Source organism: Paracoccus onubensis (assembly GCF_003591515.1).
Taxonomy (GTDB): domain Bacteria; phylum Pseudomonadota; class Alphaproteobacteria; order Rhodobacterales; family Rhodobacteraceae; genus Paracoccus; species Paracoccus onubensis.
In genome coordinates this window covers 44,581-68,348 of record NZ_QZCG01000002.1, presented here as the reverse complement: position 1 = coordinate 68,348, position 23,768 = coordinate 44,581, and the positions used below count along the sequence as shown (strand labels likewise).

The following is a 23,768-nucleotide window of genomic DNA, read 5'->3' as shown; positions in this document are numbered from 1 at the left end:
TGCGGCTGGTGGTTCCGGTCCTGCGCCGAAACTGCGGCAGGGTCAAGCGAAGGGGCGCGTTATCCCCTTCCCGGCATGGTTCCCCAGAGACGGCTTGCTGCCCGGAATAGGCTGCGGTAAAGGGTAGCGCAACATCGTTTCGTCTAGCAGCAGGGATTCGCAATGAGCTTTCGCCTCCAACCCGCACCTCCGGCCCGCCTGAACCGCTGCCAATTGTTCGGACCGGGGTCGCGCACGGCGCTGTTCGAGAAGATGGCCAAGTCCGAAGCCGATGTCATCAATATCGATCTGGAAGATTCGGTTGCCCCCGATGACAAGGATGCCGCGCGCAAGCAGACCATTCAGGCCATCGGCGATATCGACTGGGGCGACAAGACGCTTTCGGTTCGGATCAACGGGCTGGACACGCCTTATTGGTACCGCGATGTCGTTGACCTGCTGGAACAGGCAAGTGAACGCCTCGATTTGATCATGATCCCAAAGGTCGGAAATGCCTCTGACATCTACGCCGTTGACGCGCTTGCCACCGCGATTGAGCGGGCAAAGGGACGGCAAAAACGCCTTGGCTTCGAGGTCATCATCGAAAGCGCAGCCGGTATTTCACATGTCGAGGAAATCGCCGCCGCCTCGCCGCGTCTGCAGGCGGTCAGCCTTGGCGCTGCGGATTTCGCGGCTTCGATGGGCATGGCCACGACCGGAATCGGCGGAACGCAGGAGAATTATTACATGCATCGCGAGGGCCAGAAATACTGGTCCGATCCCTGGCACTGGGCTCAGGCGAATATCGTCGCGGCCTGCCGGACCCATGGCGTGCTTCCGGTTGATGGTCCTTTCGGCGATTTCAGCGACAAAGAGGGCTTCGTGGCGCAGGCACGACGCTCGGCCACGTTGGGCATGGTCGGCAAATGGGCAATCCATCCCAGCCAGATCGCACTGGCGAATGAGGTCTTCTCGCCCACGGAAGATGCCGTAACCGAAGCGCAGGAGATCCTTGCCGCCATGGAAGAAGCCAAACGCTCCGGTGCAGGGGCAACGGTTTACAAGGGCCGTCTGGTCGATATAGCCTCGATCAGACAGGCCGAGGTGATCGTGCGGCAGGCCGAACTGATCGCGAAAAAATAGTCGATCACAAGCGGGCGGGCCTTGTGGAGGGGGCCGGTTCGCGACGTGGGAGGGCGCGGGCTCTGTGGCAACACAGGGCCCGTTGCGTTTTCAGACTGTGCCTTACACCCGGCGCAACTTGCGGAACGCGGCAGAGGCCCCCCAGCCCGCAAATACCGCGACGGCCAGCGACATCAGGCCGTAAACCAACGGCTGATCGAATGCGAGGCGGTAAAGCCAGCGTTCCAACCCGACCTTACGAACCTCGATCGGGGCGCGATAGACGTCGATCACCTTGCCGTCACGCAGCAGGAAGATGCGGGTTTTATAGTCGCCTTCGATCAGATTCGCGGGCAATCGCACATCCGCACGAAACAGGGTCTGATCTACCAGCTTGACCGCGCCCTCGTCCAGTCGGTACAGGCCGTTGCTCTCGCGAATGCGAATCAATGCCTCGGTAAAGGGAACCGCGTCCTTGACCGCGATCTGACCGGCATAGGCCCGCAGCGCCAGCGGCAGCGAGATCCGGTAGCGGCGATCCCAATCCGGTTGCAGAATTTCATCCAGCGGCGCCGAACTCGCCACAGCATAGAAGCCCGGCGCAGCCCCGATCTCGACCTTTTCGGAATTGATCCAGATCCCCGCCTTACGCTCTTTCCGCCAGATCGTCAGAGGCCGCGACGGCGCCTCGACCGTGACGATGACATCCAGCGAACCCGAAGGTATCGGCGCCTCCCGCTTGATCGCGCCATAAATCAGGATATCCATCCGGTCATATCTTGCGGTGATTCCGACCGAATCCTGCGAAAGGCCAGCCACGACCCGTTCCCCGCGCTGTTCCTTGTCTTCTGATTCAGGACTGGGAGGAAATACCGTGACCGGATAGACGGGAACGGCCTCGCCCTCGGTCTGTCCGGTGCCGGTATCGGGACTTTGCGCATTGGTCGCGCCGCAGAACGAAAGCGCCAGAAGAAATGCTGCGATACGCCGCATCACTCGATCCCCGACGTGATCGAGTAGAGTTCATCCGGGCGCAAAACCAGATCAAGCGCCAGCTTGCCACAGACCAGAAGCACCAGCAACGCCAGAAGAATGCGCAATTGCTCGGCCCTGAGCCTTGCGCCCAGGGTCGTACCGACCTGCGCACCGACCACGCCACCCACGATCAGCAGCAATGCCAGCATGATATCCACGGTATTGTAGCTGACGGCGTGCATCACCGTGGTGAATGCGGTCACGAAGATGATCTGGAACAGCGATGTCCCGACGACGACCTTGGTCGGCACCCCAAGCAGGTAGATCATCGCGGGAACCATGATGAAGCCGCCGCCCACCCCCATGATCGCGGCCAGAACACCGACTGCAAGCCCCACCAGAAGCGGTGGAAATACGCTGATATACAGGCCCGACGCGCGGAATTTCATCTTGACCGGCCAGCGATGCACCCACATGTGCTGATGCAACCGCCTGCGATAGGTGGCATTCTTCGACCGGCGCAGGGCGCGTATGCTTTCCTGCAGCATCATCATGCCGATCAGGCCCAGAAACACCACATAGCAAAGCTGCACCACCAGATCGACCTGCCCGGCCGACTGCAACAGGTTGAACACCCACACCCCCAGCCAGGAGCCGATCAGGCCGCCCGCCAGCAGCACGCCGCCCATCCGGAAATCCACGGTCTTGCGCTTGACATGCGCCAGCACGCCGGAAACCGAGGAGGCCACCACCTGATTTGCACCGGTCGCCACCGCAATCGCCGGAGGAATCCCGATAAAGAACAGAAGCGGGGTGATCAGAAAACCGCCCCCCACGCCGAACAGCCCGCTCATCAACCCGACAAGACCGCCAAGTCCTACAAGTGTGAAAGCGTTGACCGAAACCTCGGCGATGGGAAGAAAGATCTGCATGTTGAGCGCTATCGGTCAGGTTACCCTAGGATGCAACGGCAAACTCGCTGCGTCAAACGGCTTTACGGATCGCCGTCAAGGGAATCTCAACGGGTTGCAGCCCATCCTGCACGCAGGTAAGCAGGGAAAAGAAACAACAAGCGCGTGAACGGAACCGCAATGCGCATCCTCATCACCAATGACGACGGGATCAACGCGCCGGGGCTGGCGGTACTGTCAGAGATCGCCGCGGAAATTGCAGGCCCGTCCGGCGAAGTCTGGACGGTGGCCCCCGCATTCGAGCAATCCGGTGTAGGGCATTGCATCAGCTATTCCCATCCGACGATGGTCGCCCGGCTGGATAACCGGCGCTATGCAACCGAAGGCAGCCCCGCCGATTGCGTGCTGGCGGCCGTTGCCGATGTCATGGCCGACGCCCTGCCCGATCTGGTCCTGTCCGGCGTGAACCGTGGCAACAATTCGGGCGAGAACGCGATGTATTCCGGCACGATCGGCGGCGCGATGGAGGCAGCGCTGCAGGGTCTGCCCGCAATTGCCCTGTCGCAATATCTGGGGCCGCGCACAGCCGGACTTGACGACCCGTTCGAAGCCTCGCGCCGGCATGGCGTGGCGATCATACGCGAGTTGCTTGATCATGCGGACTGGACCCAGAACGACGATTACTGTCTGTTCTACAACGTCAATTTTCCCGCGCTCCCGGCCGCCGAGGTATTGGGCACCAGAGTCGCCGCGCAAGGCAGGCGCAAGGATTCGCGCTTTTCGGTACAGCCCTACAGCGCCCCGAACGGCAGACGGTTCATGTGGGCCAAGGGCGGCGATCAGCAGGCGATAGCGAATGAGGGCAGCGATGTCGCCGTGAATATGGCGGGTTACATCTCGGTTACGCCGATGCGGGCCGATCTGACCTGCCATGATTCGCTATCCGGCCTTGCCGGAAAGCTTGATCGGGATCTCGTGGATAGCAGAGGCACCGGGTAACGATGAGCGACGATGATCTTCCAGATCAAGATGACTCGCCAGCCGAGCGCAAGATGCGCTTTCTTTTCCAGCTTCGCTCCCGTGGGGTAACCGATCCGCGTGTCCTTTCCGTGATGGAACGTATCGACCGGGGGATTTTCATCCGCGGGCAATTCGCCGACAGGGCCTATGAAGACACGCCTTTGCCCATCCCCTGTGGCCAGACGATCAGTCAGCCTTCGGTCGTCGGCCTGATGACGCAGGCATTGAACCCGCGCCCGCGCGATACGGTCCTGGAAGTCGGAACCGGCTCGGGCTATCAGGCCGCCGTTCTGGCGGGACTGTGCCGCCGGGTTTATACCGTCGACCGTCATCGCAGACTGGTACAGGAATCCGAGGCGATTTTTCAGAAGCTGGGCCTGTCGAATATCACCGCGCAGGTTGCCGACGGCTCTCGCGGGTTGCCGGATCAATCCCCTTTCGACCGCATCCTCGTGACCGCCGCGGCAGAAGATCCCCCCGGTCCATTATTGGCACAGCTCAAGATCGGCGGTATTATGGTGGTGCCTGTCGGGCAATCGGACGCAGTTCAGACCTTGATCCGCGTGACCCGGACGGATACCGGGTTCGATTATGACGAGTTGCGGCAGGTACGGTTCGTGCCTCTGGTCGAGGGGTTGGGACAAACATGACCCCCGTTCGGGCGGATACAGGTTGAGGATTTTAGAATGAGCAGAAATTTCAGGTACTTGGCGGGCACATCTATGGTAATTGCCCTGCTTTCCTCTTGCGGTCCGAATGGTTTTGATCCGGATCTGCGTGGTTGGGTTCCCGGTGCATTGAGCACGGCAGATGCTGCGGCCAAGGCCGTGCCGCGCCCGCAACCGGACAGCCGCGGATTGATCACCTTCCGCGATTATCAGGTTGTGGTTGCCAGATCCGGCGACACGCCGGCCAGCGTCGCGTCGCGGATCGGGCTGGGCGCCGAGGAACTGGCTCGCTACAATGCATTGCCTGCCAGCGCCACGCTGCAACAAGGTGCGGTTCTGGTCCTGCCCCGCAGCGTTCCCGGCGGCACACAGGTTCAGGGCGGCATCATCAGCAGCACCGGGCAGGTGTCTGATCCATTCGCGGGCCAGGGCATCGCCAAGCCGGACGTGCCGGGCATGGAAGGCGAACAACAGGCTGCCGCGCCCAAAGGCGAGCAACCGCAGCAGCATCAGGTCGCTTCTGGCGAAACCGCGTGGTCGATCGCCCGCAAATACGGGGTTAATGTGCAGGATCTGGCGTCCTGGAACGGATTGCCATCGGATATGCAATTGCGGGTCGGTCAAAGGCTGATGATCCCGGTCAAGGGCCAAGCCGCTCCGGCTGCCGGAACAGGGACCACCGCACCGGGCAGCGGCAGCCCCACTCCGCGCCCGCCTTCGGCGGCGGCCCCTCTGCCGGACGAAAAGACCGATCCCGCCTCGGAGCCGGGGCCTGCGACCGACACACCGGATCTGGGTGCGACGCGGACGGGCGCCTCGGGCAACGGTCGCTTCAGCATGCCCGCTTCGGGCTCGATCATCCGGGTCTATGAAAAGGGCAAGAATGAGGGGATCGACATTTCCGCGCCCGCTGGCACATCGGTCAAGGCAGCCGGGGCGGGACAGGTCGCCGCCGTTACCCGCGACACAAGCGGCGTGCCGATCGTGGTGGTGCGTCACAATGACGGGCTGATGACGGTCTATACCGGTCTGGACGAACTCAGTGTGTCCAAGGGCGATTCAGTCAGCAGCGGTCAGGCGATGGGCACATCGGGCAGCAGTGGCGTGGTTCATTTCGAGGTCCGCCGCGGTTATAACAGTGTGAACCCGGAAGATTACCTGAACTGATGGCAAACCGCCCGGTCACGGGATCGGGCGGCGCCATGCCTGCTCAGAGTCGGTCGAACTGATCGTCAACCGCGGCCGCAATCTCGCGCCGGATCACGATACGCAGGTTGCGGGAAAACCGCTCTCCCAATTCGCCCTGCAATTCGCTTTGGATCATTTCGCGAATCTGGCTGCGCACGCCTTTGACATCGTCTTCGATCACCGGGCCGAAAAGCGATGCCATGCTGGCCGAGGCGCTTTTCTGCCCCTTGTCGCCCGCGCCTTCCTTTAGCGCGACCCGGTCACGCAGATCGATTTTTTCCATCTCTTCGGTTTCGGAAACGGGGGTCAGTTGTTTTGCCGTCTGCATCTGGCTTTCCTCTCTTATGTCAGTGCCGTCATTCACAACGCCCGCACGGAACGGGCGAACATTCTTGTTCTCATCGCGCAAAGATGATGCGGGTTCTTCAATTTCGTTGCAGGAATTCAGTACGGCATTCGCCCGGGCATCACCGACTGGGTCATCGGACAGACTGTCCGTGACAACATCGGCGGCGGACGCATCCCGGCCGATGGCTTCATTTCCGTTATGTTCCGGGTTTTTTCCAACCAGCCAAACCGGCCATTTCGGACCCGCTGACCTGTCCGCCGCCTGCGGCGAACCGTCTGTCACGGGTTGTTCAATAACCGTCTGCGAGGCTATCGCCCCGTCACGCTTTGCTCGCCCGGACAAGGAGGTGCGGTTTTTTTGCCTGCCCCGTGACATCACAAGGCGCATTTCTGGACAAAACAGGTGTCAGCCACGCGCAGACAGCGCGTGGCCCCGATATCAGTTTTCGCGCCCGATTGCGCGCAGGACGCGGTCCAGGCTTTCACCCTGCTTGCTGGTGTAAGGCGCGTCGCGTACCGATTTATAGTATTCCGATGGGTCATATGTGGGAATTCCCAGCTTAAGGTCTTCTACCGTAAGCAAACCCATAGCGGCCAAAAGTTGATAATGTGCTAACTGAAGATTGGCCTCTGCGGAAATCTTGTCGGCCCGCGCCTCCAGAAGTGACTGTTCTGCATCAAGCACGTCCAGCGTTGTCCGGGCCCCAAGCTGAGCCTCTTCGCGCACGCCTTCATATGCCTGCTGCGCGGCCGCGATCTGTTCGTCGATCGCACCAAGCTGTGCGCCGGCCACCGAGATATTGGCCCAGGCGGTTCCGACCTGTTCATTGACGTCTCGCGCCGTGTTCAACAGCACCGCCCGCGCTTCATCGCGCGAGGCCATGGCCTTGCGATGCTCTGCGGGCAAACGGCCTCCGGAATAGATTGTCTGACTAAGCTCCAGACCGACCGAGGCAGTCCCCCGGGTTTCATAATCCCCTGATCCAGTAAAGGTATCCCGCTCGTAATCGCGACCCACACCGACCTGCGCATTTGCCGAAAGATTCGGGTTGCGCTCGGCCCCCGCCGCGGCAACCCCCAGTTCTGCCGCCGCGGCCATACGCTGCGCCTGCTTGATCGCTGGATGGTTCTTCTGGGCAACCGCCCGCGCCGCCTCGACATTTGCGGGCAGTGTCGGCAATGGCGGAGGAGCGGCCAATGTGCCGGGCTGCTTGCCGGTTGCCGCCAGATATTGTTCCTGCGCAACCTCCAGATCGCCTTCAGCGGCAGCCAGCGCCGCCCGCGATGCGGCCAGCCGGGCTTCGGCCAGCGAAACATCCGTCACCGTGATCTCACCGACATCGAAACGGTCCTGCGCCGCCTGACGTTCCTGACCAAGCACCCGGACGGAATTTTCCTGCAACGCGACCTGCTCGGTCGCCTGACGCACGGAAAAGAAAGCATTCGTCGCCTGAAGCAGAACATCCTGCTCAATCCCGACCAAAGCCTGCCGCGTGGCAAGCACCTGCTCTTTCGCGGCATCGATCGCCAATTGCGAGCGGCCCCAGTCATAAAGCGGAATCTCGGCCCCGATCATCAGCGAACTGGAACGAATGCTGCCATGATTGCCTTCGGTACGGCTGATCTGGTGGCTTGCCACCCATTGCAGAACCGGGCGAAGCTGTGCCACGGAACTGGCAACATCCTCATCCGCGGCCCGCAGAACCGCACGGTTCTGTTCGATCAGGGCAGAGCTTCGATAGGCGGAAACCATCGCGTCGGCCAGAGAATCGGCTGCCGCCGGAAGGGCAAGGCTGACCGAAAACGTCACGGCTGCTGCCACCCGCCCGAGATTGGGAATAATTTTCACAGGCTGAACCCCCGTTCTTTTGTAAAGGCCCGCAAAACGGGCGCGTGGGCGTTGAATGCGTAGCGCCAGTTGATCCGTCCGTTCAGGCGATGCCCGATCCGGGCGACCCCAAGCGAGCCTTCCATGAATATCGCGCCGATTCGCCCGCCCTCCTTAAGCTGATCCAGGATCGTTTCCGGCACCTCTTCGACCGCACCCTCGATCAGGATGACGTCATAAGGCCCCTGCCTGGCGTTCCCTTCCGTCAGATCACCATGAAGCGCGGCAACATTGAATACCCCGGCATCGGCAAGGCGCTTTTCCGCCTCTTGCGCCATGTCGGTGTCGTCCTCGATGGCGACGACCGCTTCCGACATGCGGGCGATGACAGCGGCCGAGTAGCCGTAACCGCTGGCAATATCGAGTACCAGATCGTCAGGCTCGATATCCAGCATATCGACAAGTTTCGCCAGCGTCCGCGGCTCAAGCATGACGCGACCTTCGCCGACAGTCAGGTTCTCGCCGGAATAGGCAACGTCGCGCAACGACGGAGGCACGAATTCCTCCCGGGGAATCGCCAGCATGGCTTCAATCACCGGGAACTTGGTTACATCATTCGGGCGAACCTGCGTATCCACCATCATGGTGCGCCGCGCGGCAAAATCGATCATCGTCAGAACCCCTGCTCGACCAGTTCTCGTGGCTTATTGCCACGTTTCACATAGGTGGGCAACGCCAGTCATTCCAGACTTGCACGCCGCCCACCAATCCTTTATCGGAGACGCACTCTCGACGGCGGTGGGTTGGCGGAGTGGTTACGCACCGGATTGCAAATCCGTGAAGACCGGTTCGATTCCGGTACCCACCTCCAAATCACATTGACATCATTGGATTAAGGAAATGCCAAGAAACCACTTGGCATAGCATGGGGCCGTTCGCATCCACGCAGGGGAACGGCCCGGCGCGAGGACCAATCGGGGCTCTTGTCATCGGTCGGAACATGCGGGCATGTCCGATCATGATCGCTATCACCTATATGATCCGATAAGGATTGAGGAAAGGCGCTCGGAGATCAAAGGTCGGACGGGAGTTTCGTGACGGTAGCAGTCATTCAGCTCAGCAGGATTACGGATATCCGGCAGAATGTCTTTAAGCCCGTTACTCCGCCAGTTCGCGCATGACCGTGATCAGGTCGGATTTACCCTCGAACCCAATGCCGGGAAGATCGGGCATGACGATATGCCCGTCTTCAACCTTTACCCCATCCGGAAACCCGCCATAGGGCTGGAACAGGTCGGGATAGCTTTCATTCCCGCCCAACCCCAAACCAGCCGCGATGTTCAGCGACATCTGGTGCCCGCCATGCGGAATACAGCGGGAGGGAGACCAGCCAAATTGATGCAGCACATCCAGCGTCCGCAGATATTCGACCAGCCCATAGGACAGCGCACAGTCGAATTGCAGCCAGTCACGGTCCGGCCGCATGCCGCCATAGCGCAGCAGATTGCGCGCATCCTGATGAGAGAACAGATTCTCTCCGGTTGCCATCGGCGGATCGTAGAATTCCGAGATCGCCGCCTGCAACGCGTAATCCAGCGGATCACCGATTTCCTCGTACCAGAACAGCGGATAGTCGCGCAGCATCTTGGCATAGACGATCCCGGTTTCCAGATCAAAACGGCCATTCGCGTCTACCGCCAGTTGCGCATCCGGCCCGATCTCGTCCAGTACCGCTTCGATCCTGCTGCGGTCTTCATCGATGGAGGCACCGCCGATCTTCATTTTCACGACATTATAGCCGCGATCAAGATAGCCGCGCATTTCGGCGCGAAGCGCGTTGTTATCCTTTCCCGGATAATAATAACCACCTGCCGCGTAGACAAAGACCTTTGGATTCGCCTCGCGCCCGTTCATCTCTGCCAGCAGCCGGAACAGCGGCTTGCCTTCGATCTTGGCCACCGCATCCCAAACCGCCATATCGATCGTGCCCACCGCGACCGAGCGTTCGCCATGTCCGCCCGGCTTTTCATTCGCCATCATCGCCGCCCAGATCCGATGCGGGTCAAGATTACTGCCGGCATCGTTCAACAGGCTCTTGGGATCGGCCTGAAGAATACGGTCCCGAAACCGTTCGCGGATCAGACCACCTTGCCCGTAACGGCCATTGGAGTTGAAGCCGTAGCCCACCACGCGCCGCCCGTCACGCACCACATCGGTGACAACCGCAACAAGACTGGCCGTCATCTTGCTGAAATCGATATAGGCGTTGCGGATGGGTGACGCGATGGGTTTGGTTACTTCGCAAATATCGACGATCCGCATGATTTCCTCCTGCCGGACATGTGATTCATTTGTCTAACGGTACGTTATCGCCGCCATTCCTAAGACAAAGCAGGGTGAAAAATCCAATGCCGATCAGGGCTATAATAGTGCCATATTGGCATAGTTTGAGCAGTAAAATTTTTGTATTTCAGCTGAAATGGTACTATCGATATGCAATATATGCACCGTGCGAGGACTCATGGACACGAATCTTCTTGCCGATTTTCAGGCTCTGGCGCGCGTGCTGAATTTTTCGCGCGCCGCCGAGTTGCGGCATATCACGCAGCCCGCCTTTGGCCGCCGCATCCGCGCGCTGGAGGAATGGTGCGGTTCGACCTTGATCGACCGCAGCACGCACCGGCTGAAACTGACCCCAACAGGGGAGATCATGCTGGAAGCCGCGGCGGATGTGATGCGTCGACTGGAACGGGTTCAACAGGAACTGGAACTGGCCCGCGCCGCGACCGCAACGCTGACCTTTGCCGCGACTCACGCGCTTTCCTTCATCTTCTTTCCCCAATGGGTACAGAAACTGGGGGCGGCAGCATCGACCATACCGATCCGGTTACTGTCGGATAACATGAATGAATGCGAAAGGATCATGCTGTCGGGGCGCGCGCAGTTTCTGTTATGCCATCATCATCCCGACAGCCGGATCAATCTGCCGGCAACCGATTTTCAGCATATCGGACTTGCGCAGGACCGTCTGATTCCCATTAGCGCAAAAGATCATGACGGGTTGCCATTGCATCGCCTGCCGGGATCCGCCGCAGCACCCGTTCCGGCCATCATGTTCGAGCAGACATCGGGTATGGGGCGGATTCTGCAGTCGAATCTCTTTGACCGGACAACCGAGTTGCATCTGACTCCGGTGTTCAGCTCTCACCTGGCGATGGTTCTCAAGGCGCTTGCCACGGATGGCAAGGGCGTGGCATGGGTTCCTGAAAGTCTGGTCGGCACAGATATCGCACCGCAGGGACCGCTGATCCTCGCGGGCACGCAGGACTGGACAGCAGAGGTTCAGATATCCCTGTTCCGTCCGCGCATCCGCATGCCAGAGATGGCGGAAGAGTTTTGGGAACTTGCGTGCAGCATAGCTCAAGCTATCCCGGAAGTTGAAGCAAGTCAGCTTTCGCCCGAATCCGATCGCGCAGAAAATCAATGAACAGGCGGACCTTTGCGGATAAATTCAGCCGCTCGGGGTAAACGGCCATCACATCCGCACGGGTAAAATATCGCGGCAGCACGACGAGCAGACGCCCCGAGCGGACATGAGGGGCAATATCCCATTCCGAACGCAACATGATTCCATGCCCATCCAGCGCCCATGTAACGGCTGTTTCCCCGTCATTGGTGGATAACCCGCCCATCACGCGTACGGTTTTGTCGCCGCCGAAGCGCCAGACATCATAGGCCGCATGTTCCTGACGCAGGACGATACAGGAATGTCGGGTCAGATCCACCAGCCGTTCCGGAGCGCCAAACCGTTCAAGATATGCAGGCGAGGCCACCAGCAGGCGGCGATTGCGCAGCAACAATCCCATCACCTGCCGTGTCGCCGTCGGCTCGCCAAAACGGATCTGCAGGTCGAAGCCTTCCTCGATGAGGTTCAGCGGCGCATCGGTCAGGATCAGCTGAACCTGCACATTCGGGTGCCGGAGACAAAATGCGGATACCGCAGGAGCAATATGTTTCCGCCCGAACTGAAAGGTCGCATTGATCCGCAGCAATCCCTGCGCTTCGCCCCGCGCGGAGGCGATTGCTTCTTCGACGGTCGCGATTCTGTTGATGATGTCGAATGAGGCAGCAAGATATGCCTCGCCCTCACTCGTCAGGCTCAACCGGCGTGTCGTGCGGTTCACCAGTCTGACGCCAAGACGATCCTCGATCCGGGCCAGACGGCGGCTGACTGCCGATGCAGTCAGCCCCAGTTCCAGCGCGGCTTCGGACAGGCTGTTTCGCTGTGCTAATACCGCGAAAAACTGCATGTCGGATTCACCGGTCATAAACGCCCCATTTATTCGCAAGATTCAATAATGAAATGAATATATAGAAATTCCCAGCATTCATATCAGCAGTTATTCTGCCCGCCAAGGCAAGGAGAATCCAATGACCAGCAACCGCATGAAAATCGCCGTCATCCCCGGTGACGGCATCGGCAAGGAGGTGGTGCCCGAAGGCGTCCGCGTATTAGAGGCCGCCGCACGCCGCTATGGCCTTAGTTTCGATTTCGACGATTTCGATTTTTCCTCTTGCGATTATTACGCGAAACACGGGCAGATGATGCCCGATGACTGGAAAACCCGGATCGGCGGCCATGATGCGCTGTATTTTGGCGCCGTCGGCTGGCCCGAAACCGTCCCCGACCATATCTCGCTATGGGGCTCGCTGATTCAGTTCCGACGCGAGTTCGATCAATATGTCAGCCTGCGCCCTGCCCGTCTGATGCCGGGGGTGTCCTCGCCATTGGCGGGGCGCGAACCGGGCGATATCGACATGATGATCGTGCGCGAGAATACCGAGGGCGAATATTCGTCGATCGGTGGCAGGATGTTTCCCGGAACCGAGCGCGAGCTGGTCATGCAGGAAACGGTCATGACCCGTACAGGTGTCAACCGCATCCTGCGCTATGCCTTTGAACTGGCGAAAAAGCGCGGCGGCAAACTGACATCGGCCACCAAGTCGAATGGCATCTCGATCACCATGCCGTATTGGGACGAGCGCGTGGCCGAGATGGCCGAGAACTATCCCGATATCAGTGTCGACAAATATCATATCGACATCCTGACCGCACTTTTCGTGCTGCATCCGGATCGTTTCGATGTCGTCGTGGCCTCGAATCTGTTTGGCGACATTCTTTCGGATCTCGGTCCCGCCTGCACCGGAACCATCGGCATTGCGCCCTCGGCGAATATCAACCCCGAACATACCTTCCCTTCGCTGTTCGAGCCGGTCCACGGATCTGCGCCCGATATCGCCGGAAAAGGCCTCGCCAATCCGGTCGGGCAGATCTGGGCGGGCGCGATGATGCTGGATCATCTTGGCCACCCCGAAGCCGCCGCCGGCATCGTGGCCGCCATCGAGCGGGTGCTGTCCGAACCCGCCTTGCGTACGCGTGATCTGGGCGGAACATCCGATACGGCGACCTGCGGAAAAGCCATCGCCGACGCTCTTGCGTGAGTTACCGGTTCAGGTCGCGCATATTGGTAAACCTGATCTCCGCCACCTGATTTCCGGGTCGGGATCATAGAGGCCACGATCTGTGCGCGGAATAAATCAAGGGAGTTTCCATGAGAGAATACAAGATCGCCGCCATCCCCGCCGATGGGATTGGCCCCGAAGTCATCGCAGCAGGGCTTCAGGCATTGGTGGCGCTGGCCCGGCGCGACGGCGGTTTCGGCTTTGACGTGACAAGCTTCGACTGGGGCTCCGACCGTTACAAGAAAACCGGCACGCTGATGCCGGAAGATGGTGTCGAGCAGTTGAAAACCTTCGACGCCATATTCTTCGGTGCCGTCGGCGCGCCGGATGTGCCCGACCATATCACGCTTTGGGGTCTGCGCCTGCCGATCTGTCAGGGTTTCGATCAATATGCCAATGTCCGCCCGACCAGAATCCTGCCCGGCATCCACTCACCGCTGGAAGGCGTCGGCCCCGGTGATCTGGACTGGGTTATCGTGCGCGAGAATTCCGAGGGCGAATATGCGGGCAGCGGCGGCCGCGCGCATAAGGGACTCCCCGAGGAAGTCGGCACCGAAGTCGCCATCTTCACCCGTGTCGGCGTCACAAGAATCATGCGCTACGCCTTCAGGCTGGCGCAGTCCCGCCCACGCAAATTTCTGACGGTGGTCACCAAATCCAATGCGCAGCGTCACGGCATGGTGATGTGGGACGAGATCGCCGCCGAAGTATCGGAAGAATTTCCGGATGTTAGCTGGGACAAGATGTTGGTCGACGCGATGACCGTACGCATGGTCAAGCAGCCGCAAAGCCTGGACACTATCGTCGCCACCAACCTGCATGCCGATATCCTTTCGGATCTGGCGGGTGCGCTGGCGGGTAGTCTGGGCGTGGCGCCAACCGCAAATATCGATCCCGAGCGCCGCTACCCGTCGATGTTCGAGCCGATCCACGGCTCTGCCTTCGACATTACGGGTAAGGGCATCGCCAATCCTGTCGCGACCTTCTGGACCGCCGCGCAGATGCTGGACCATCTGGGAGAGGCAGATGCCGCCAAACGCCTGATGATCGCGGTCGAGCAGGTTTGCGCCGATGGCGTGATGACACCGGATGTAGGCGGCACCGCCACCACCCGGCAGGTCACGGATGCGGTCTGCGAGGCGATCCGGGGCGCAAATCTGTAAGCGATGGGCCGATCCGGCGGATGCCGGGGCGGAACAATCGGCGGCGGATCAGATTTCAGGGATATTCTCGCGGAAGATCACCTGGAGTCGCGGCAGATAGAGGCTGCTCGTCACGTTGCGGACGGCATCGGTCAGCAGCCTGATCACCTCTCGCGCTTCGACCCGCGCATTCTGGTCAATCACCGCATCCATGGTGCGATCGATCAGCATGATACGCGTGGCATCGGTCAGGTCGTGGCCGATGAATACCGTCTTCCGGCTTGTCCGGGCCTCGTGCAACGCCTGTGCGATCCCCTGATTCCCGGATCCGACATTGTAGATCCCGGCAACCTGCCCCGAATTCAGGATCCGCTGCATCTCGTGATAGGCACGATCCCGATTGTCGCCGACTTCGGCATAGGTGGTGATCCGCAGATCCGGAAATTCGTCGGCAAGGATCGAGCGGAAGCCCATCTCTCGCTCCTCGTGGCCGCGATAGGCGCGCAGCCCGACCAGCAAGGCAACGTCCCGTCGCGTGCCTGCGCCGATCAGCCGCCCCAGCAACAGCCCCGCCAGCCGCCCCGCGGCGCGGTTGTCTACCCCGACATAGCCAACCTTCTCGACCGAAGGCAGGTCCGACACCAGTGTCGCGACCTTGATACCGGTCCGGGCAAGTGTGTTCAGTTCCTCGCGCACTTCCGGACGGTCGGGGGCGACGATCCCGATCGCATCTGTCTGGCCGTGCAGCTCCCGCAATTTCTGCGCGACACGGCCGCTGCTCCATTGCTCAACATCGTGGATGCAAATGGTCAGGTCGGGCTTCCCTCCCGCCTCGCCGATCAGATGCGTCCGCAACTGCCGCATGAAACTGTTGCGGCCCGCTGGCAGGACAAAATCGATCCTGACGCCCGTTGCGGCGCTATCGGTCTGCGGTCCGAAATAACCAAGATCGCGCGCGATGCGCAAAACGATCTCACGCGTGCGGGGACGAACGCCTTCGCGCTCGTTCAGAACCCGGTCGACTGTCGCGGTCGAGACACCTGCCTTGCGTGCAATTTCAGCGATGGTGGTACGCATATGTGCGGGAAACCTTGATGATGCGGATCGGCGGATTATCTCACATGATTCCATCAAATTATATCATTCAGATTCATGATTTTGAATATCATTCCACAAATGATCTGAAATGATGCTTTATGATTGATTATGATGATTGTTTTTGTGTGGATCGGCTGTCAGCTTCCCAATAGTTTCGGGACCGGGAGGGTCCTGCATCAGGGAGGAAAGGATGACCGCATCGGATCTGCAGCCGGATCCCGGAATACGCTGCCGCGATTTCAGGATCGGTGCCATTGGCGCCGGGATGATCATGGCGGAGTGCCATTTGAAAGCCTACCAGCTTGCAGGTTTCCCGGTTGCGGCCATCGCTTCGCGCACCCGGTCACGGGCGGAAGATCTGGCGAAGCGCTATGACATCCCGGTAACCCACGATACGCCCGAGACACTGATCGAGGATCCGCAGATCCAGATCGTCGACATCGCCTATCCGCCGCATCTGCAACCCGCGCTGATTCGCCTTGCTCTGCGACAGCCGCATGTGAAAGGGATATTGGCGCAGAAGCCTTTGGCCCTGTCACTCGATGAGGCGCGCGCATTACGTGACGAGGCCAGGGCAGCAGGCAAGCTTCTGTCGGTCAACCAGAACATGCGTTACGATCAGTCGATCCGGTCACTGAAGCAGCTTCTGGATCGCGGCAGCCTTGGCGAGCCGGTCTTCGCGCAGATCGACATGCACGCAATCCCGCACTGGCAGGGCTTTCTTCAGGGTTACGACCGGCTGACCTTGGCGAATATGAGCGTGCATCACCTTGATGCATTGCGGTTCCTGTTCGGCGAACCCACCGAGGTGACGACGATCACCCGCACCGATCCCCGCACCGATTTCGCGCATGAGGACGGTATCGTCGTGACCACGCTGCGCTTTCCTTCGGGGCTTCTGGCGCTCTCGCTTGAGGATGTCTGGTCGGGGCCGCGCGCCGGGGATTATGATGACGACCAGCAGATCACCTGGCGGGTCGAGGGGACGAAGGGCGTCGCCAAGGGCTCGATCGGCTGGCCGACCGGCGCGCCGTCGACCCTGTCCTATGCCTCGCAGTTGGAAACCGGCGGGCAATGGGTCAGTCCGGAATGGGACACGATGTGGTTCCCGCATGCGTTCATCGGCGTGATGGAACAATTGCAATGGGCGATCCGCAGCGGCACTGCCCCTGCCCTATCCGTGGCCGACAATGTTCGCACGATGGCACTGATCGAGGCCGCCTATCGCTCGATCGCGCAGGGACGCAGCGTCGATTTCGACATCTCACAAGACTGAACCGCAAGGAGAACGGCACCATGATGCAAACCGGCATCTTCACAGGGTATTTCCCCTATGATCTGAAAACCACCGCGCAGAAGATTCGCGCGCTTGACTTCAACACGGTGCAGCTTGATCTGCATTTCACCGATATCGACGTCTCCGACGGGCAGGTCACGCCGGATAAATGCCGCACTATCCGCGACACGTTCCGGGATCATCATCTGCCTGTAAGCTGCATCTCGGCCTATACCAATATCGTTCATCCCGACGCGGCCGCGCGCAAGGCGCGGCTGGACCGGCTGAAGGAAATTCTGGCCCATGCGCAATATCTGGGCTCACCCTATGTCATCTCGGAAACCGGCACATTCGCAACCGACAGCGACTGGGTTCACCATCCGAAGAACAAGACCGAGGAAGGCTGGGAGGATTGCCGCGCCGTCATCACCGACCTTGCGCAATTCGCCTGGGATCACGGCGCGGTCTTTCTGCTGGAAACCTATGTAAACAACGTCATCGGATCGGTCGAGGAAACCTTGCGCATATTCGCCGAGGTCGACCATCCCGGTCTGGGCCTGCTGATGGATCCGACCAATTATTTCGAGGCCCATAATATCGACCAGATGGATCAGACGCTGAATCGGGTCTTTGACGCGCTGTCCGACAGGATCCTGATCGGCCATGCCAAGGATGTGAAACGGTCAGGCGACGACAAGTCCGAGAAACATTCGGATATCGGCGACAGCTCGGCCGCCGAAAGCCATACTTTCCGGGGCGTGGGCGAGATCGAGCTGCCAGCACCGGGTCTGGGCGAGTTGAACTATGACCTTTACCTGAAGCGTCTGGCGCAAAAGCATCCCAACATCCCGATGATCATCGAGCATCTGGACGAGGCGGATGTGCCCCGCGCCAAGGCTTTCCTTGACGCCAAACTGCGCGAAAACGGCTGCTGAAACCGACAGGCAGGGCGCCCGCGCCGCCCTGCCGCAACGGTGCGTGAAACGGATCAGGACAGAGAATGGTTGAACTATACGGAAAGACATTCACCCGCCGCGAGATCGAGGCCCGCAGCGGTGGACTGAGCCACGCCGCAGGCGTGCGGCTGATGGAGTTACAGAATGGGCTGGAACGCGGCAACCGGTTGCTGGAGTTCCGCACCGGCTCGGGTCTTCGCTTCACGGTGCTGGTCGATCGCTGCATGGATATCGGCGATTGCGATCATAATGGCCGCGCGATCGGCTGGCACTCGCCTGCAGGCTTCCGCCATCCTTCACTGGCCGAATACGAAGGCGAAGGCGGTCTTGGCTGGATGCGCAATTTTTCCGGCCTGATGGTGACATGCGGACTGGATCATATCCTGTTCATGAACGAGGTATCCACCGAAAGCTACATATACGGCCCCCGCAAGTCCGCTTCCCATTCGCTGCACGGTCGCGCGGGCGCGATCCCGGCGCATCTGACCGGCTATGGCGAAAGATGGGAGGGGGACCGCTGCTTCCTTTGGGCCGAGGGTATTGTCACCCAGGCCGCCGTCTTTGGCGAGCATCTGGAACTGCATCGCCGCATCGAGGCCGAGGTCGGTCGCGATGAAATCCATCTGTCCGACCGGGTGGTGAATCGCGGCTTTTATCGCACGCCGCACATGTATTGCTATCACATCAATGTCGGCCATCCGGTGCTGGAGGAAGGCGCGCGTTATCTGGCGCCTATCGCGGAAACACTCTGGGCGGCACATGCCGATAATTATCGCGATCAGGAAGTCGGCTATCGCAGGCTGCCCGCACCGCAACAGGATTTCCACGAACAGGTCTGGCAACACGAGCTGGTCGCGGACGGTTTGGGCGAGGTGCCGGTGGCGCTGGTCAACGACCGTCTGGCACTGGGTTTCATGGTCGTCACCCGTAAAGATCAGTTTCCCTGCCAGTATCAATGGCAGAACCTTCAGGCCGGGCAATATGCAATGGGGATCGAGCCGTCCTCGCATCACGTCCTGGGCAATCTGGCCGCGCGCGAACGGGATGAGATGATCTGGCTGAACCATGGCGACGAACGCCGCTATGACAGCCGTTTCTTGATCCTGCCCGATCAGGATTCGGTCGCCGGGGCCGAGGCACGCATCCGCGCGATCCATGGTCAGCCGGACGAGGACTATCCTGCCCCCTCCGGAAATTTCCGAAAGCTGGAGGGTCGGGCATGAGCAGTCTGAAGGGGCGGCGCATCCTCTATACCGGGGCCTCTGGCGGGTTGGGCCACAGGACAACGCTGGATCTGCTGAATGCCGGGGCAGAGGTCTATGCGCTGGATCGCGACCACAGCAAGAACGAAGCATTGCTTGCCGATACGCCAGCACCCTTGCAATCGCAGCTTCATCTGATCGAGGCCGATCTGGCCGATCAACCCGGCCTGCAATCCCTGCTCGCCCAACTGACGGTGGACCGGGCACTGGACGCGGTGATCAATAACGCCGCCATCTATCCGTCGAAAGCTTTCGAAGAATACAGTCTTCCGGAACATGCTCAGATCCATGCGATCAATGTCGAGGCGGCACTGATCTGCACGCTTGCGGCGCTGCCCGGGATGCGGAAGCAAGGCTGGGGCCGGATCATCAACGTCACCTCTATCACCCTGTCGGGCGAGTGGGAAAACCTCGCGCCCTATATCCAGTCAAAAGGAGCGTTGCTGGGGCTGACCCGGGCCTGGGCGCGGGAATTCGGCAAATGGGGCATCACCGTGAATGCCATTGCTCCAGGCGCGTTTCCCACCGATGCCGAGAAGATCCATCCCGATCCCGAAGGCTACAGCGCCATGGTGCTTGATCGGCAAGCAATCAAACGGCGCGGTCACGCCGGAGACATCGCGGCTGCCATCCGCTTCTTCCTGTCGGAAGAAGCAGGCTTCATCACCGGACAAACCCTTGCCGTCAATGGCGGCTGGACGATGCAATAGGGAGCCGTCCTTATATGAATATTCTCGACGGAATCATCGCCCCAGACCGTTCGATCTCGATGGCCGGACCCTTTGCCGCGCGGCCTCCGGGCGATCCGGAGACGAATGTTATCAAGATCGAGCCGCTGGCAGGCGGCATTACAGGGAACAGAATCATCGCCCTTTGCGACCGCGTCACGCTTCTGTCGAAAGGACGGTTGCGGGCTCAACGCCGCTCCGCCCCATAATGGTTCGCCCTCGAATCTCCGCGCTATATCTTTACTGACGAAGCTCCTCTGGAAGCAGCGCCTGGGGGAAGTTCTGATAGCTGACCGGCCGCAGGAAACGGCGGATCGCCAATGTGCCGACCGAGGTTGCCCCGAAATTGGTGGACGCCGGATAGGGTCCGCCATGAACCATGGAATCGACGACCTCGACTCCGGTCGGAAAACCGTTAATCAGAATTCGGCCTGCCTTGCGTTCCAGGACCGGGCGGAGTTTCTGGGCCTGAGCCAGATCGCCCTCATCCATATGCAGGGTCATGGTCAACTGGCCTTCGAAACCCCTGGCGAGCGTCAGCATTTCATCGACCGATGCCACCCGGACGATCAGGCCAAGCGGGCCGAACACCTCTTCGCCCAATGCGCGATCCTGCAAATAGGCTTCGGCGGTGGTTTCATAAAGATTCGGGTTGGCCTCGCGTCCCGCGGATTCGGTCACATGAACCGGCTTTACCGAATTGCGGGATTCGAAGCGTTGCTTGCCGTCGCGATAGGCTGCCGCAATGCCCTCGGTCAGCATCGGCTGAGAGCCGGTTTTCTCCAGACCCGACTTTGCCGCGGCAATGAAACGGTCGGTATCGGGGCCGTCTATGATCACCGCGATACCGGGATTGGTGCAGAACTGACCGGCACCCATGGTCAACGATCCCGCCCAACCGCTGCCGATTTCCTCGGCCCGCGCGGCCATGGCTTCCGGCATCAGGAACATCGGGTTGACCGAGCCAAGCTCGCCGAAGAACGGGATAGGTTCGGGCCGCTGGGCGCAAAGATCGAACAGCGCACGTCCGCCGGCAAGCGAGCCGGTAAAACCCACGGCCTTGATCAGGGGATGCTGGACCAAAGCCTGTCCCACGTCGCGCTTACCGCCCTGAACAAGACTGAAGACACCCTTCGGCATCCCGGTCCTGTCAATGGCAGCAAGAATCGCCTCGGCAACGATCTCTCCGGTGCCGGGATGGGCGGAATGGCCCTTGACCACAACCGGACAGCCTGCGGCCAAGGCGGCGGCGGTGTCGCCACCCGCAGTCGAGAAGGCCAGTGGGAAATTCGAGGCCCCGAAAACCGCGACAGGCCCGACAGGACGCTCCACCAGCCGGATTTCCGGGCGCGGCGCGGGTTGCCGGTCGGGCAAGGCGGGATCCATGCGGCGATCCAGATATTCGCCCTTGCGGATATGTTCGGCGAACAGCCGAAGCTGGCCCGTGGTACGACCGCGTTCGCCCTGAAGCCGCGCTTCGGGCAGGCCGGTTTCCTGCGTGCCGATTTCGGTGATGGCATCCGCGCGCGCCTCTATCTCATCGGCGATGGCGTCAAGGAAAGCCGCGCGGTCCATGCGCGAACTATAGCCATAGGTCCAGAAGGCATCCTCGGCCGCCTGCACCGCGCGATCCACCAGATCGACGGTCCCAATGCTGAAATCATGTGCCGGGCCGTGGGCGGGTTCGGATCTGAAATGCTGATCGGTCGCGATCCATTCACCTGCGATCAGATGCTTGCCATGGGGGGTGAAGGTCATGATGCACCGTCCTTTGTCCGTGAAGGGTAGATATGGGTGAAGATTACATAGCGGCGAGGAAACCGCCATCAACATAGAGGGTCTGGCCAGTCACGAAATCCGACGCGCGCGAAGCCAGAAACACGGCAACACCGCCCAGATCCCGAACCTCACCCCATCGTCCGGCGGGCGTCCGGTGCCGCGCCCATGCCTCGAAATCGGGTTGCGCCCGCGTCGCAGCGGTCATCTCGGTGACGATATGCCCGGGCCCGATCGCATTGACCTGGATCCCGAAAGGAGCCCATTCGACAGCCATCGCTCGGGTCAGCATCCGAAGCCCGCCTTTGGCCGCCGTATAAGGGCCGACATCGGGGCGCGCGACTTCCGCGGTCAGAGAGGTGATATTGACAATCTTGCCACGCCCCCGCTGCCGCATCCCCGGCACCACATGGCGGGATACCAGGAATGCCCCGGTCAAATTGATATCGATGATACGCCGCCAGTCTGCCGGGTCCATGTCCAGCAGGGACTGGCGAAGTTGCGATCCGGCATTATTGACCAGAATGCTGATCATGTGCCCCGTATCCGCCAGTTCCCCGAAGCCCTCCGCGACCGAGCTTTCATCGGCGATATCGAAACAGGCGCAACCCGCGACCCGATCCGGCGCGAACTGTCCGGCGGCGACTTCCAGCTTCCCACGATCGCGCCCATGCAGCAGAACCCATGCCCCCGCTTGCGCCAGAGCATGGGCGATACCCAGACCGATCCCGCTTCCCGAACCGGTCACCAGCGCCAGCTCACCGGTCAGATCGAAATCCGTAGTCATCAGATCGCATCGCCAAGACCACGCCGGACAAGGCTGCGCATCAACTGCCGCAGCCCGAAATTCCAAGGCGGGCAGCGGTCGGAGGTTTCGACGGTGTTGACCAGACATCCCAGCATAGGCGCGGAAATCTCGACCAGATCGCCGCGATGATGCGTAAAGCCCTGCCCTGCGCCATCGCGATCCTTCACCGGCGCGAACATCGTGCCGGTGAACAGAACGATCCCGTCGGGATATTGGTGGTTCGCCCCCATCGCCTGCCCGACCAGATCGGTTACATCGCGGCTGATCTGCGCCATCGACGACGATCCGTCCATCACGAATCCGTCCTGTCCCTCGACACGCATCTCGACTTCGGTCCGGCGCAGGTCGTCCAGCCCGAAGCTGTCATCGAACAATCGCATGAAGGGGCCGATGGAGCAGCTGGCATTGTTATCCTTGGCCTTCGACAGCAAAAGCGCCGAGCGCCCTTCGAAATCGCGAAGATTGACGTCATTGCCCAATGTGGCCCCAACGATGCGGGCATCCGGTGACACTGCAAGAACCACCTCCGGCTCGGGATTATTCCAGACCGATTGCGGGTGTATGCCGACATGGGCGCCGCAACCGACCGAGGCGAACACGGTGGTCTTGGTAAATATCTCGGCATCCGGTCCGATGCCGACTTCCAGATACTGGCTCCACATCCCCTTTTCGACCAGCACCCGCTTCATCTCGGCCGCCTGTTCGGATCCCGGACGCAGCGCGGCCAGATCATCGCCGACGATCCGGCGCACCTCTGCGCGAATATCTGCGGCATCGGCGGCGTTACCCCGCGCCCGTTCCTCGATGACGCGTTCGAGCATCGATACCACAAAGGTCACGCCCGCAGCCTTGACCGCCTGCAGGTCCAAAGGCGGCAGCAGATAGGGCCGGTCGCCGCCAGCTGCGCCGGGGCCGGAATTCTCCAGCACCTCGGCAAGCGAGGCGATCCGCTCGCCCGCAACCGCGTTCAGTGCGGCCGCCGGGTCAGGCAGGGCGTAAAGATGGCTGGTGGTGGGAAAATGCGCAGTGACGTCATGCAGGCCGGTTTCCCGCACCGCGACCAGCGAAGGTCCCTGATGGCGGGGATCCCACAGCCGCGCCAGCAGTGTTCCGCGATAACCGTCTTTCGGCAGAACTTGCTCGGGAGTCATCATATTGGG

23 protein-coding genes and 1 tRNA gene are annotated in these 23,768 nt (G+C 60.6%); 13 read left to right on the top strand and 11 right to left on the bottom strand.

Translation table 11 applies throughout. The features are described 5' to 3' along the window. Positions 1–162 precede the first annotated feature (162 nt). The gene (locus D3P04_RS02850) at positions 163–1,122 is read left to right on the top strand and encodes an L-malyl-CoA/beta-methylmalyl-CoA lyase (protein ID WP_119745774.1); all 960 of its coding nucleotides are present in this window, start codon (positions 163–165) and stop codon (positions 1,120–1,122) included. Between the two features lie 102 nt (positions 1,123–1,224). On the opposite strand, the gene D3P04_RS02845 is transcribed toward D3P04_RS02850, so the two are convergent. Both D3P04_RS02845 and D3P04_RS02840 read right to left on the bottom strand, forming a co-directional pair. Further along, the gene (locus D3P04_RS02845; RefSeq protein ID WP_119745772.1) at positions 1,225–2,094 is read right to left on the bottom strand and encodes a TIGR02186 family protein; all 870 of its coding nucleotides are present in this window, start codon (positions 2,092–2,094) and stop codon (positions 1,225–1,227) included. Then, on the bottom strand, positions 2,094–3,008 hold the full coding sequence (locus tag D3P04_RS02840) for a sulfite exporter TauE/SafE family protein (protein ID WP_119745770.1): 915 nt from the start codon (positions 3,006–3,008) through the stop codon (positions 2,094–2,096). Before D3P04_RS02840 ends, D3P04_RS02845 begins: the two co-directional genes overlap by 1 nt. Positions 3,009–3,167: 159 nt before the next feature. Between D3P04_RS02840 and surE the strand changes: the two genes are divergently transcribed. Genes surE through D3P04_RS02825 form a run of 3 tightly spaced genes read left to right on the top strand, consistent with a single transcriptional unit; the run spans position 3,168 to position 5,842 of the window. Next, positions 3,168–3,986 carry a 5'/3'-nucleotidase SurE gene (gene surE / locus D3P04_RS02835; RefSeq protein WP_119745768.1) on the top strand — a complete coding sequence of 273 codons (819 nt, stop codon included), beginning with the start codon at positions 3,168–3,170 and terminating at the stop codon, positions 3,984–3,986. Positions 3,987–3,988: 2 nt separating this feature from the next. After that, positions 3,989–4,657: a protein-L-isoaspartate(D-aspartate) O-methyltransferase gene (locus tag D3P04_RS02830; protein ID WP_119745766.1), complete on the top strand. Its 669-nt coding sequence runs from the start codon at positions 3,989–3,991 to the stop codon at positions 4,655–4,657. A 36-nt stretch (positions 4,658–4,693) separates the two neighbouring features. Next, positions 4,694–5,842, top strand: a complete 1,149-nt coding sequence (locus tag D3P04_RS02825; protein WP_119745764.1) for a LysM peptidoglycan-binding domain-containing protein — start codon at positions 4,694–4,696, stop codon at positions 5,840–5,842. 43 nt (positions 5,843–5,885) lie between these two features. Here the strand turns inward: D3P04_RS02825 and D3P04_RS23050 are convergent, their stop codons facing one another. The 3 genes from D3P04_RS23050 to D3P04_RS02810 form a co-directional block, all read right to left on the bottom strand. Beyond that, positions 5,886–6,191, bottom strand: a complete 306-nt coding sequence (locus tag D3P04_RS23050) for a hypothetical protein (protein ID WP_147391872.1) — start codon at positions 6,189–6,191, stop codon at positions 5,886–5,888. A 459-nt stretch (positions 6,192–6,650) separates the two neighbouring features. Beyond that, positions 6,651–8,060 carry a TolC family outer membrane protein gene (locus D3P04_RS02815; protein WP_333473090.1) on the bottom strand — a complete coding sequence of 470 codons (1,410 nt, stop codon included), beginning with the start codon at positions 8,058–8,060 and terminating at the stop codon, positions 6,651–6,653. Next, positions 8,057–8,710 (bottom strand): protein-L-isoaspartate O-methyltransferase family protein, encoded by a 654-nt coding sequence (locus D3P04_RS02810; RefSeq protein ID WP_119745760.1) that lies wholly within the window; start codon positions 8,708–8,710, stop codon positions 8,057–8,059. The genes D3P04_RS02815 and D3P04_RS02810 overlap by 4 nt, the downstream gene beginning before the upstream one ends. A gap of 126 nt (positions 8,711–8,836) precedes the next feature. On the opposite strand from D3P04_RS02810, the gene D3P04_RS02805 reads away from it, so the two are divergent. Beyond that, positions 8,837–8,910: transfer RNA gene (locus D3P04_RS02805), tRNA-Cys, on the top strand. Between the two features lie 287 nt (positions 8,911–9,197). Here the strand turns inward: D3P04_RS02805 and D3P04_RS02800 are convergent. Further along, a complete protein-coding gene (locus D3P04_RS02800) occupies positions 9,198–10,361 on the bottom strand; it encodes a mandelate racemase/muconate lactonizing enzyme family protein (RefSeq protein WP_119745758.1) in 1,164 nt (387 codons plus the stop codon). Positions 10,362–10,560: 199 nt separating this feature from the next. Here D3P04_RS02800 and D3P04_RS02795 point away from each other — a divergent pair, with 199 nt between their 5' ends. After that, the gene (locus tag D3P04_RS02795; protein ID WP_119745756.1) at positions 10,561–11,526 is read left to right on the top strand and encodes a LysR substrate-binding domain-containing protein; all 966 of its coding nucleotides are present in this window, start codon (positions 10,561–10,563) and stop codon (positions 11,524–11,526) included. Here D3P04_RS02795 and D3P04_RS02790 read toward each other — a convergent pair. After that, complete coding sequence (locus D3P04_RS02790) at positions 11,465–12,367, bottom strand: LysR family transcriptional regulator (protein WP_119745755.1); 903 nt, start codon at positions 12,365–12,367, stop codon at positions 11,465–11,467. The two genes, D3P04_RS02795 and D3P04_RS02790, sit on opposite strands and share 62 nt — an antisense overlap. Positions 12,368–12,470: 103 nt before the next feature. On the opposite strand from D3P04_RS02790, the gene D3P04_RS02785 reads away from it, so the two are divergent. Continuing rightward, positions 12,471–13,541, top strand: a complete 1,071-nt coding sequence (locus D3P04_RS02785) for a tartrate dehydrogenase (RefSeq protein ID WP_119745753.1) — start codon at positions 12,471–12,473, stop codon at positions 13,539–13,541. A gap of 110 nt (positions 13,542–13,651) precedes the next feature. After that, positions 13,652–14,725 (top strand): tartrate dehydrogenase, encoded by a 1,074-nt coding sequence (locus tag D3P04_RS02780; RefSeq protein ID WP_119745751.1) that lies wholly within the window; start codon positions 13,652–13,654, stop codon positions 14,723–14,725. A gap of 48 nt (positions 14,726–14,773) precedes the next feature. Here D3P04_RS02780 and D3P04_RS02775 read toward each other — a convergent pair whose 3' ends face one another. Next, entirely contained in the window at positions 14,774–15,781 is a 1,008-nt protein-coding gene (locus D3P04_RS02775) for a LacI family DNA-binding transcriptional regulator (protein WP_119745749.1), read from the bottom strand. A gap of 211 nt (positions 15,782–15,992) precedes the next feature. Here D3P04_RS02775 and D3P04_RS02770 point away from each other — a divergent pair, with 211 nt between their 5' ends. The 5 genes from D3P04_RS02770 (at position 15,993) to D3P04_RS02750 (ending at position 20,233) form a co-directional block, all read left to right on the top strand. Then, positions 15,993–17,078 carry a Gfo/Idh/MocA family protein gene (locus D3P04_RS02770; protein WP_119745747.1) on the top strand — a complete coding sequence of 362 codons (1,086 nt, stop codon included), beginning with the start codon at positions 15,993–15,995 and terminating at the stop codon, positions 17,076–17,078. Positions 17,079–17,098: 20 nt separating this feature from the next. Further along, positions 17,099–18,013 (top strand): sugar phosphate isomerase/epimerase family protein, encoded by a 915-nt coding sequence (locus D3P04_RS02765; RefSeq protein WP_119745745.1) that lies wholly within the window; start codon positions 17,099–17,101, stop codon positions 18,011–18,013. 65 nt (positions 18,014–18,078) lie between these two features. Next, positions 18,079–19,257 (top strand): aldose 1-epimerase family protein, encoded by a 1,179-nt coding sequence (locus tag D3P04_RS02760; protein WP_119745744.1) that lies wholly within the window; start codon positions 18,079–18,081, stop codon positions 19,255–19,257. Next, the gene (locus D3P04_RS02755; RefSeq protein WP_119745742.1) at positions 19,254–20,006 is read left to right on the top strand and encodes an SDR family NAD(P)-dependent oxidoreductase; all 753 of its coding nucleotides are present in this window, start codon (positions 19,254–19,256) and stop codon (positions 20,004–20,006) included. Before D3P04_RS02760 ends, D3P04_RS02755 begins: the two co-directional genes overlap by 4 nt. 14 nt (positions 20,007–20,020) lie before the next feature. Then, complete coding sequence (locus tag D3P04_RS02750; protein ID WP_119745740.1) at positions 20,021–20,233, top strand: hypothetical protein; 213 nt, start codon at positions 20,021–20,023, stop codon at positions 20,231–20,233. 31 nt (positions 20,234–20,264) lie between these two features. On the opposite strand, the gene D3P04_RS02745 is transcribed toward D3P04_RS02750, so the two are convergent. From D3P04_RS02745 to D3P04_RS02735, 3 genes are read right to left on the bottom strand one after another with little or no spacing between them, the layout of a single operon-like run. After that, entirely contained in the window at positions 20,265–21,782 is a 1,518-nt protein-coding gene (locus D3P04_RS02745; protein WP_119745738.1) for an aldehyde dehydrogenase (NADP(+)), read from the bottom strand. Positions 21,783–21,825: 43 nt separating this feature from the next. Further along, on the bottom strand, positions 21,826–22,587 hold the full coding sequence (locus D3P04_RS02740) for an SDR family oxidoreductase (RefSeq protein ID WP_119745736.1): 762 nt from the start codon (positions 22,585–22,587) through the stop codon (positions 21,826–21,828). Further along, a complete protein-coding gene (locus tag D3P04_RS02735; protein WP_119746482.1) occupies positions 22,587–23,762 on the bottom strand; it encodes a fumarylacetoacetate hydrolase family protein in 1,176 nt (391 codons plus the stop codon). Before D3P04_RS02735 ends, D3P04_RS02740 begins: the two co-directional genes overlap by 1 nt. Positions 23,763–23,768: the final 6 nt, after the last annotated feature.

Bases quoted from the DNA above. Each gene is read 5' to 3' on its own strand.
- D3P04_RS02780 (WP_119745751.1), top strand. From the start codon at position 13,652: ATGAGAGAATACAAGATCGCCGCCATCCCCGCCGATGGGATTGGCCCC.
- D3P04_RS02760 (WP_119745744.1), top strand. From the start codon at position 18,079: ATGGTTGAACTATACGGAAAGACATTCACCCGCCGCGAGATCGAGGCC.
- D3P04_RS02770 (WP_119745747.1), top strand. From the start codon at position 15,993: ATGACCGCATCGGATCTGCAGCCGGATCCCGGAATACGCTGCCGCGAT.
- D3P04_RS02790 (WP_119745755.1), bottom strand. From the start codon at position 12,367: ATGACCGGTGAATCCGACATGCAGTTTTTCGCGGTATTAGCACAGCGA.
- D3P04_RS02810 (WP_119745760.1), bottom strand. From the start codon at position 8,710: ATGATCGATTTTGCCGCGCGGCGCACCATGATGGTGGATACGCAGGTT.
- D3P04_RS02800 (WP_119745758.1), bottom strand. From the start codon at position 10,361: ATGCGGATCGTCGATATTTGCGAAGTAACCAAACCCATCGCGTCACCC.
- D3P04_RS02735 (WP_119746482.1), bottom strand. From the start codon at position 23,762: ATGATGACTCCCGAGCAAGTTCTGCCGAAAGACGGTTATCGCGGAACA.
- D3P04_RS02850 (WP_119745774.1), top strand. From the start codon at position 163: ATGAGCTTTCGCCTCCAACCCGCACCTCCGGCCCGCCTGAACCGCTGC.
- D3P04_RS02825 (WP_119745764.1), top strand. From the start codon at position 4,694: ATGAGCAGAAATTTCAGGTACTTGGCGGGCACATCTATGGTAATTGCC.
- D3P04_RS02845 (WP_119745772.1), bottom strand. From the start codon at position 2,094: ATGCGGCGTATCGCAGCATTTCTTCTGGCGCTTTCGTTCTGCGGCGCG.
- D3P04_RS02775 (WP_119745749.1), bottom strand. From the start codon at position 15,781: ATGCGTACCACCATCGCTGAAATTGCACGCAAGGCAGGTGTCTCGACC.
- surE (WP_119745768.1), top strand. From the start codon at position 3,168: ATGCGCATCCTCATCACCAATGACGACGGGATCAACGCGCCGGGGCTG.
- D3P04_RS02830 (WP_119745766.1), top strand. From the start codon at position 3,989: ATGAGCGACGATGATCTTCCAGATCAAGATGACTCGCCAGCCGAGCGC.
- D3P04_RS02740 (WP_119745736.1), bottom strand. From the start codon at position 22,587: ATGACTACGGATTTCGATCTGACCGGTGAGCTGGCGCTGGTGACCGGT.
- D3P04_RS02785 (WP_119745753.1), top strand. From the start codon at position 12,471: ATGACCAGCAACCGCATGAAAATCGCCGTCATCCCCGGTGACGGCATC.
- D3P04_RS02795 (WP_119745756.1), top strand. From the start codon at position 10,561: ATGGACACGAATCTTCTTGCCGATTTTCAGGCTCTGGCGCGCGTGCTG.
- D3P04_RS02755 (WP_119745742.1), top strand. From the start codon at position 19,254: ATGAGCAGTCTGAAGGGGCGGCGCATCCTCTATACCGGGGCCTCTGGC.
- D3P04_RS02765 (WP_119745745.1), top strand. From the start codon at position 17,099: ATGATGCAAACCGGCATCTTCACAGGGTATTTCCCCTATGATCTGAAA.
- D3P04_RS23050 (WP_147391872.1), bottom strand. From the start codon at position 6,191: ATGCAGACGGCAAAACAACTGACCCCCGTTTCCGAAACCGAAGAGATG.
- D3P04_RS02840 (WP_119745770.1), bottom strand. From the start codon at position 3,008: ATGCAGATCTTTCTTCCCATCGCCGAGGTTTCGGTCAACGCTTTCACA.
- D3P04_RS02745 (WP_119745738.1), bottom strand. From the start codon at position 21,782: ATGACCTTCACCCCCCATGGCAAGCATCTGATCGCAGGTGAATGGATC.
- D3P04_RS02750 (WP_119745740.1), top strand. From the start codon at position 20,021: ATGAATATTCTCGACGGAATCATCGCCCCAGACCGTTCGATCTCGATG.